Annotated in this window: 6 protein-coding genes; all 6 read right to left on the reverse strand. The window is 63.3% G+C overall.

Translation table 11 applies throughout. The features are described from left to right. The coding region (locus N5D48_RS24850) for a hypothetical protein (protein ID WP_279888686.1) at positions 1-222 on the reverse strand (222 nt) is incomplete at its 3' end. A gap of 824 nt (positions 223-1,046) precedes the next feature. Beyond that, on the reverse strand, positions 1,047-2,657 hold the full coding sequence (locus tag N5D48_RS24855; RefSeq protein WP_279888687.1) for an ABC transporter ATP-binding protein: 1,611 nt from the start codon (positions 2,655-2,657) through the stop codon (positions 1,047-1,049). 1 nt (position 2,658) lies between these two features. Continuing rightward, positions 2,659-3,678 carry an ABC transporter permease gene (locus N5D48_RS24860; RefSeq protein WP_028690523.1) on the reverse strand — a complete coding sequence of 340 codons (1,020 nt, stop codon included), beginning with the start codon at positions 3,676-3,678 and terminating at the stop codon, positions 2,659-2,661. A 1-nt stretch (position 3,679) separates the two neighbouring features. Then, entirely contained in the window at positions 3,680-4,753 is a 1,074-nt protein-coding gene (locus tag N5D48_RS24865; protein WP_011534684.1) for a microcin C ABC transporter permease YejB, read from the reverse strand. Between the two features lies 1 nt (position 4,754). Further along, positions 4,755-6,587, reverse strand: a complete 1,833-nt coding sequence (locus tag N5D48_RS24870; protein WP_279888688.1) for an extracellular solute-binding protein — start codon at positions 6,585-6,587, stop codon at positions 4,755-4,757. Beyond that, positions 6,584-8,416, reverse strand: coding sequence for an extracellular solute-binding protein (locus tag N5D48_RS24875; RefSeq protein WP_279888689.1), 1,833 nt, complete (start codon positions 8,414-8,416; stop codon positions 6,584-6,586). Before N5D48_RS24875 ends, N5D48_RS24870 begins: the two co-directional genes overlap by 4 nt. Positions 8,417-8,613 lie beyond the last annotated feature (197 nt).

Genomic DNA, 8,613 nt, shown 5'->3' on the forward strand with positions numbered 1-8,613 from the left:
CTGCGGCATCTGCACCTGAATCAACGCCGACTCGAGCAGCACTCGCAGCGCCTCCATTTCATGCATCGCGGCCATGACCAGAATCGACACGGGCGACTTGGGATGCAGCAGAACAGCCTGATGCGCCACGGTCTGCGTGCACAGGGCGTACTCCGTGGCCTGGATGATGGTGTCTTCGAGGGAGTGGTGGTTGTGGGGTGGATCGGGGACGATCTTTAACATGTTGAGCTCCTATATCCCTAAAGGAACCACCACCGGCCCGCTGTCAAACAGAAGGGTGGCAGCTGTACGTGGGTTGACAGACCGGCGGACATAGGAAGTTCCGGCGCACGCAAGCGTGCCCGCACGTACAGCTACCATTGAAGGTGCTGCATACCCTAGTACCGTCGCGGCCTGTCAAAGCCGATCGCTGATTTGCAGCGACCGGCCGAGACTAGAGGGCAGCCAGAGCGGCCGCAACGGAAAAAAGGTGGCAGGAGTATGTTTGGGAAATGGACTACAAGTAAGGGCTTTAATCTGATTCTTCGTGGCCGGTAGCAAAGTCAGCAGTTGCAGATGTTGCATGGATATTGGCCGGTCCTCGTAGGGACACTTCAGCGCACACAGCGATACCGCGTCATACCAACAAGGCGGACAGCGGTGGCCTCACAGGAGTGACTGGCCCGAAACAGATGTAGGAGCGGCCTTGCGTCGCGATGCGCCGCGCGGGCGGCGCTCGATCTGATAGGCGCTGCAAAAGCACCGGCGAACACCTGGTGGCCATTACCCAATATATCGGCATACACCTAAAGGCCATTACCGAAACCCGATTTGCCAGGGCCAGCAGTGTGACGCCCATGTACATGTCTTGCGGGCGTGTTTAGGCCACTAGGTGCATGGCGATAGATGTGCAGCGCCTATGAAATCGAGCGCCGCCCGCGCGGCGCATCGCGACGCAAGGCCGCTCCTACATCTGTTTCGGGCCAGTCACTCCTGTGAAGTCAACGCTGTCCGCCTTGGCGCGACGCGGTTGTGCGTCCGATGACACTTGAGTTGGCTACGCTGCTTCAGGCGGTCGACGTCGTCCCCAAAAACGCAGCTTCCAACAACTGCCGCGTATACCCATGCCGCGGCTCCTGAAAAATAGCCCCCGCATCCCCCTGTTCCACCACCTGCCCATGCTTGATTACCATCAACTGATGACTCAACGCCTTGACCACCGCCAGGTCATGACTGATAAACAGATACGTCAGGTTGTACTTAACCTGCAAATTCCGCAAAAGCTCAACCACCTGTCGCTGCACCGTCCGATCCAGCGCCGAAGTCGGCTCATCCAGCAATATCAGCGCCGGCTTCAACACCAACGCCCGAGCAATCGCAATCCGCTGCCGTTGCCCGCCAGAAAACTCATGGGGATACCGATGCCGAGTCCTCGGATCCAGCCCCACTTCCTCCAACGCCGCAACAATCGCCGCTTCCTGCTCAGCCGGCGTGCCGATCTTGTGAATCCGTAACCCCTCGCCAACGATATCCGCCACGCACATGCGCGGGCTCAGGCTGCCAAAGGGATCCTGAAACACCACCTGCATCTCCCGCCGCAGCGGCCGCACGGCCTTCTGGTTCAGCCCTTCAAGATTCTGCCCATGGAAGCGAATGCCACCCTGGCTGGAAATCAACCGAAGGATGGCCAACCCCAAGGTGGACTTGCCCGACCCACTCTCGCCAACAATCCCCAGCGTCTGCCCCTGGGGCAGGCTGAAGTTCACCCCATCCACCGCCTTCACATGGTCCACGGTCCGGCGCAGCAGCCCCTTCTTGATCGGGAACCACACCTTCAGATCCTTCACCTCCAGCAACGGCGCCCCTTCAGCATTCGCGGCAGGCGCCCCACTGGGCTCGGCATTGATCAGCATCTGCGTATACGGATGCTGCGGCTTGCTGAACAGCGTGGCGCAATCGGCCTGCTCGACGATCTTGCCGCACTGCATCACGCACACGCGGTGGGCGATGCGGCGCACCAGATTGAGGTCGTGGCTGATCAGCAGCAGAGCCATGCCGAGGCGCGCTTGAAGCTCCTTGAGCAGGTCGAGAATCTTCAACTGCACGGTCACGTCGAGCGCCGTGGTGGGCTCGTCGGCGATCAGCAGTTCGGGCTCGTTGGCCAGGGCCATGGCGATCATCACGCGCTGGCGCTGACCACCGGACAGCTCATGGGGCAGGGCTTTCAGGCGCTTCTTGGGCTCGGGAATACCCACCAGCTCCAGCAGCTCCAGCGTGCGTGCAGTGGCGGCCTTGCCGGTCAGGCCCTTGTGCAGCAACAGGATCTCATTGATCTGCTTCTCGATACTGTGCAGCGGGTTCAGCGAGGTCATCGGCTCCTGGAAGATCATCGCAATGCGGTTGCCGCGAATGCGCTGCATGGGCTTCTCGCCCAGGTGCAGCAGGTCCTTGCCGCCGTACTGGATGGTGCCGCTCGGATGCCGGGCCAGCGGGTAGGGCAGCAGGCGCAAGATCGAATGCGCGGTCACCGACTTGCCCGAGCCGCTTTCGCCAACCAGGGCCAGGGTCTCGCCCTTGCGGATGTCGAAGCTGATGCCGTCGACCACGCGGTTGACCTGCTCGCCAGTGACGAACTCCACCGCCAGGTCGCGGACTTCGATCAGGGTGTCTTGGCTCATGTCATTTCCTCGGGTCGAAGGCGTCGCGGGCGGATTCGCCGATGAATACCAGCAGGCTCAGCATCACCGCCAGCACGGCGAAGGCGCTGATGCCCAGCCACGGGGCTTGCAGGTTGGACTTGCCCTGGGCCACCAGCTCGCCCAGCGACGGCGAGCCGGCAGGCAGGCCGAAGCCTAAGAAGTCCAGGGCGGTGAGGGTGCCGATGGCGCCGGTGAGGATGAACGGCATGAAGGTCATGGTCGAGATCATGGCGTTGGGCAGGATATGCCGGAACATGATCGGGCCGTTGCGCATGCCCAGCGCGCGGGCGGCGCGCACGTATTCGAGGTTGCGCCCGCGCAGGAACTCGGCGCGCACCACGTCCACCAGGCTCATCCACGAGAACAGCAGCATGATGCCCAGCAACCACCAGAAGTTGGGCTGCACGAAGCTGGCAAGGATGATCAGCAGGTACAGCACCGGCAGGCCGGACCAGATCTCCAGGAAGCGCTGGCCGGCCAGGTCGACCCAGCCGCCGTAGAAGCCCTGCAAGGCGCCGGCGATCACGCCGACGATGGAGCTGGCGATGGTCAGCGTCAGGGCGAACAGCACCGAGATACGGAAGCCGTAGATCACCCGGGCCAGCACGTCGCGGCCCTGGTCGTCGGTGCCCAGCAGGTTGTCGGTGGAGGGCGGCGCGGGGGCCGGCACCTTCAGGTCGTAGTTGATGCTCTGGTAGCTGTAGGGGATCGGCGCCCACAGCACGAAGGCGTCCTTTTTCTCCAGCAGCTCGCGGATGTACGGGCTCTTGTAGTTGGCCTCCAGCGGGAACTCGCCGCCGAATGTCGTCTCGGGGTAGCGCTTGAAGGCGGGGAAGTACCATTCACCGTCGTAGCGCACGGCAATCGGCTTGTCGTTGGCGATGAACTCGGCGCCCAGGCTCAGCACGAACAGCACCAGGAAGATCCACAGCGACCACCAGCCGCGGCGGTTGGCCTTGAAGCGCTCGAAGCGCCGGCGATTGAGGGGAGAGAGGGCCATGTCAGTGCTCCCGGCTGGCGAAGTCGATGCGTGGATCGACCAGGGTGTAGGTGAGGTCGCCGATCAGCTTCACCACAAGACCTAGCAGGGTGAAGATGAACAAGGTGCCGAACACCACCGGGTAGTCGCGGTTGATCGCCGCTTCGAAACTCATCAGGCCCAGGCCGTCGAGGCTGAAGATCACCTCGATCAACAAGGACCCTGTGAAGAAGATGCCGATGAACGCCGAGGGGAAGCCGGCGATCACCAGCAGCATGGCGTTGCGGAACACGTGGCCGTACAGCACCCGCGAACGGCTCAGGCCCTTGGCCTTGGCGGTGACCACGTACTGCTTGTTGATCTCGTCGAGGAAGCTGTTCTTGGTCAGCAGGGTCATGGTGGCGAAGTTGCCGATCACCAGCGCGGTGATGGGCAGCACCAGGTGCCAGAAGTAGTCGAGCACCTTGCCGGTGGTGGAGAGCTCGTCGAAGTTGTTGGAGGTCAGCCCGCGCAATGGGAACCAGTCGAAGTAGCTGCCGCCGGCGAACAGCACGATCAGCAGGATGGCGAACAGGAACGCGGGGATGGCGTAGCCGACGATGATCGCCGAGCTGGTCCACACGTCGAAATGGCTGCCGTGACGCACGGCCTTGGCGATCCCCAACGGGATCGACACCAGGTACATGATCAACGTGCTCCACAGCCCAAGCGAAATGGACACGGGCATCTTCTCGGCGATCAGGTCGATGACCTTGGCGTCGCGGAAGAAGCTGTTGCCAAAGTCCAGCTGGGCGTAGTTCTTGACCATGATCCACAGCCGCTCGGGCGCCGACTTGTCGAAGCCGTACATGCGCTCGATCTCGGCGATCAGTGCCGGGTCCAGGCCTTGCGCGCCCCGGTAGTTGGAGCCGGCCACCGAGACTTCGGCGCCGCCGCCGGCAATGCGGCTGGTAGCGCCGTCGAAGCCTTCGAGCTTGGCGATCATCTGCTCGACCGGGCCACCGGGGGCGGCCTGGACGATGATGAAGTTGATGATGAGGATGCCGAACAGGGTCGGGATGATCAGCAGCAGGCGCCGCAGGATATAGGCCAGCATGTCAGTGGGCCTCTTCCACAGCGGGGGCTTCGCTCACGGCAGGCGTGACATCGGGCTTGATCCACCAGGTATCGATGCCGATGTCGTACTTGGGCGATACGGCGGGGTGGCCGATGTGGTTCCAGTAGGCCACGCGCCAGGTCTTGATGTGCCAGTTGGGGATCACGTAGTAGCCCCACAGCAGCACGCGGTCGAGGGCGCGGGTGTGGTCGATCAGGCTCTGGCGTGAGTCGGCGTTGATCAGCTGTTCCACCAGTTGGTCGATGGCAGGATCGCGCAGGCCGATGAGGTTGCGGCTGCCGGGGTTGTCGGCGGCGGCGCTGTTCCAGTATTCACGCTGCTCGTTGCCGGGCGAGTTCGATTGTGCGAAGCCGCCGACGATCATGTCGTAGTCACGCGAACGCAGGCGGGTGATGTACTGCGATACGTCCACGCGGCGAATCTCGAGGTTGATGCCCAGGTCCGCGAGGTTGCGCTTGAACGGCAGCAGCACGCGCTCGAACTGGGTCTGGGCCAGCAGGAACTCGATGCTCAGCGGCTTGCCGTCCTTGTCGACCATCTTGTCGTCGACGATCTTCCAGCCGGCTTCCTGCAACAGCTTGTAGGCCTGGCGCTGCTGGTCGCGGATCATGCCGCTGCCGTCGGTGACGGGGTTGTGAAACGCACCGTTGAACACTTCGTCGGGGATCTTGCCGCGCAGCGGCTCGAGGATCTTCAGCTCGGCGGGCGAGGGCAGGCCGCTGGCGGCCATCTCGGAGTTCTCGAAGTAGCTGCCGGTGCGGGTGTAGGCACCGTTGAACAGCTGCTTGTTGGTCCACTCGAAGTCCAGCAACAGGCTGATGGCGTGGCGCACGCGGATGTCCTGGAACATGGGCTTGCGCAGATTGAAGATGAAACCCTGCATGCCGACCGGGGTGCCGTTGGGCAGCTCTTCCTTGATCAGGCGGCCGTCGCGCACGGCGGGCACGTCATAGGCGGTGGCCCAGTTCTTCGCGCTGACTTCCAGGCCGTAATCGAACTGGCCGGCCTTGAGGGCTTCGAGAGCGACGGTGTTGTCGCGGTAGGAGTCGAAGGTCATCACGTCGAAGTTGTAGAAGCCGCGGTTGATCGGCAGATCCTTGGCCCAGTAGTCCTTGACCCGCTCGTAGCGGATCGAGCGGCCGGCCTTCACCTCGGCGACCTTGTACGGGCCGCTGCCCAGCGGGATCTCCAGGTTGCCGCGGTTGAAATCGCGGTCTGCATACCAGTGCTTGGGCAGCACCGGCAGTTGGCCGAGGATCAGCGGCAGCTCGCGGTTGTTGCTGTGCTTGAACTTGAACAGCACCTTGAGCGGGTCTTCGGCGACCACTTCTGCGACGTCGGCGTAGTACTGGCGGTACAGCGGCGCGCCATCCTTGATCAGGGCGTTGAAGGTGAACACCACGTCCTCGGCGCGCATCGGGTGGCCGTCGTGGAATCGCGCCTCGGGGCGCAGATAGAAGCGCACCCAGCTGTTGTCGGGGGCCTTTTCGATCTTGCCGGCCACCAGGCCGTACTCGGTGAAGGGCTCGTCCAGGCTCTGGCGCATCAGCGTGTCGTAGATGCTGCCGACGTTGTCGGCCGGCACGCCCTTGTTGATGAACGGGTTGAGGCTGTCGAAACCACCGAAGCTGGACTGGCGGAAGGTGCCGCCCTTGGGCGCATCGGGGTTGACGTATTCGAAGTGCTTGAAGTTGGCTGGGTATTTCGGCGCTTCGCCGTACAGCGTCAGGGCGTGCTGCGGGGCGGCCACGGCCGGGAGCGTGAGGCAGGCCAGCAGCAGGCTGGTGGCCAGGCGGCGCAGGGTCGGCGTCATTTGGCTTTCTCCGAAGTCTTCTTGATCCACCAGCTGTTCAGCCCGAGGGTGTAGGGCGGCGTGGTGACGAAGGCGAACCGGTTGCGGTAGGCCAGGCGGTGATTGTCGAGGTACCAGTTGGGGATCATGTAGTACTGCCATGAGAGCACGCGGTCCAGGGCGCGCGCGGCGGCGATCTGGTCATCGCGGCTACGGGCGGCGAGCAAGGTGTCGAGCAGGTGGTCGACCACCGGGTCCTTGACCCCAGCATAGTTCTTGCTGCCCTTGGTGGCGGCCTGGCTCGAATGGAAATACAGCCACTGTTCGAGGCCCGGGCTCAGGGTCTGGTTCAGGGTCATCAGGATCATGTCGAAATCGAACTGGTCGAGCCGTTGTTTGTACTGGGCGCGGTCGACGGTGCGCAAGCGCGCATCGATGCCGATGCTGGCCAGATTTTCGACATAAGGTTGCAGGATGCGTTCGAGGTTCGGGTTTACCAGCAGCAGTTCCATACGGAATGGCTGGCCCTTGCCGTCCACCAGGCGCTGGCCGTTGAGCTTCCAACCGGCCTGGGCGAACAGGTCCAGGGCCTGGCGCAGGGCCGCGCGGCTGATACCGCTGCCATCGGTGTGGCTGACCTGGTAGGGCTGGGTGAACAGCTTCTCGGGCAACTGGTCGCGGAACGGCTTGAGCAGCAGCCACTCCTTGCCGGTGGGCAGGCCGCTGGCGGTGTACTCGCTGTTGGGGTAGTAGCTGGTGGCGCGGCGGTAGGCGCCATTGAACAGGGCGCGGTTGGTCCATTCGAAGTCGAGCATCAGGCCCAGCGCCTGGCGCACCCGTGGATCGCTGAACGCCGCGCGGCGGCTGTTCATGAACAGGCCCTGGGTCTGCGTGGGGATCTTGTGCGGGATCTGCGCCTTGATCACCTCGCCCCGGCGCACGGCGGGGAAGGTGTAGCCGTTGGCCCAGTTCTTCGCCTGGTGCTCGATATAGATGTCGAACTCACCGGCCTTGAACGCTTCGAAGGCCACGGTGGCGTCACGGTAGAACTCGTATTCGACGCGCTTGAAGTTGTACTTGCCGCGATTCACGGCCAGGTCCTTGCCCCAGTAGTCCTTCACCCGCTCGAACACCAGGCGCCGGCCCGGTTGGATCTCGCTGATGCGGTAGGGGCCGCTACCCAGTGGCGGTTCGAAGGTGGTGGCCTTGAAGTCGCGCTTGGCCCAGTAGTGCTTGGGCAGCACCGGCATTTCGCCCAGGCGCAGGATCAGCAGCGGGTTGCCGGCGCGCTTGAACACGAAGCGGATGCGCAGCGGGCCGAGGATGTCGACCCGGGCCACTTCCTGCAGGTTGGTGCGGTAGATCGGGTGGCCGTCCTTGAGCAGGGTGCGGTAGCTGAAGGCGACGTCGGCGGCGGTGATCGGCACGCCGTCGTGAAAGTGCGCCTCGGGGCGCAGGTTGAACACCACCCAGCTGCGGTCCTCGCTGTACTCGACCGAGCGGGCGATCAGGCCGTAGCTGGAGGTGGGCTCGTCGCCCGAGGGGTCGTACATGCCGGTGCCGACCATCAGCGGCTCGTTGAGCTCGTTGATGCCGTACTGCAGGAAGTTGGGAGTGGTGACCGGGCTCGAGCCCTTGAACGTGTAGGGGTTGAGCGTGTCGAAGGTGCCGAAGGCCATGGCCCGCAAGGTGCCGCCTTTCGGGGCTTGCGGGTTGACCCAGTCGAAGTGGGTGAAGCTGGCCGGGTACTTGAGCGTGCCGAACTGCGCGTATCCGTGGCTTTCGCTCACCATCGCGACGGCGGGGAAGCTCAAGGCCAGGCTGATTGACAGCAGGAGGGGACGTATCAAGTCGGCATCCGATCCAGAAGGCGTTGGGCTTGGTTCGGGGTACAGTAACAGCTTGTTTGGGATGGAAAAAGGGTGCGAGCCGGTCAGATGGATGTGGCTGATTGGGGCTGCTTTGCAGCCCTTTCCGGCCGGTCCGACGCCTCGGCAAGGCCGCTCCTACAGAGTCCGCGCAATCCCAAGGGCTGGCGCAATCCCTG

The organism is Pseudomonas sp. GD03858 (assembly GCF_029840925.1).
Lineage (GTDB): Bacteria > Pseudomonadota > Gammaproteobacteria > Pseudomonadales > Pseudomonadaceae > Aquipseudomonas.

Bases quoted from the DNA above. Each gene is read 5' to 3' on its own strand.
- N5D48_RS24855 (WP_279888687.1), bottom strand. From the start codon at position 2,657: ATGAGCCAAGACACCCTGATCGAAGTCCGCGACCTGGCGGTGGAGTTC.
- N5D48_RS24860 (WP_028690523.1), bottom strand. From the start codon at position 3,678: ATGGCCCTCTCTCCCCTCAATCGCCGGCGCTTCGAGCGCTTCAAGGCC.
- N5D48_RS24865 (WP_011534684.1), bottom strand. From the start codon at position 4,753: ATGCTGGCCTATATCCTGCGGCGCCTGCTGCTGATCATCCCGACCCTG.
- N5D48_RS24870 (WP_279888688.1), bottom strand. From the start codon at position 6,587: ATGACGCCGACCCTGCGCCGCCTGGCCACCAGCCTGCTGCTGGCCTGC.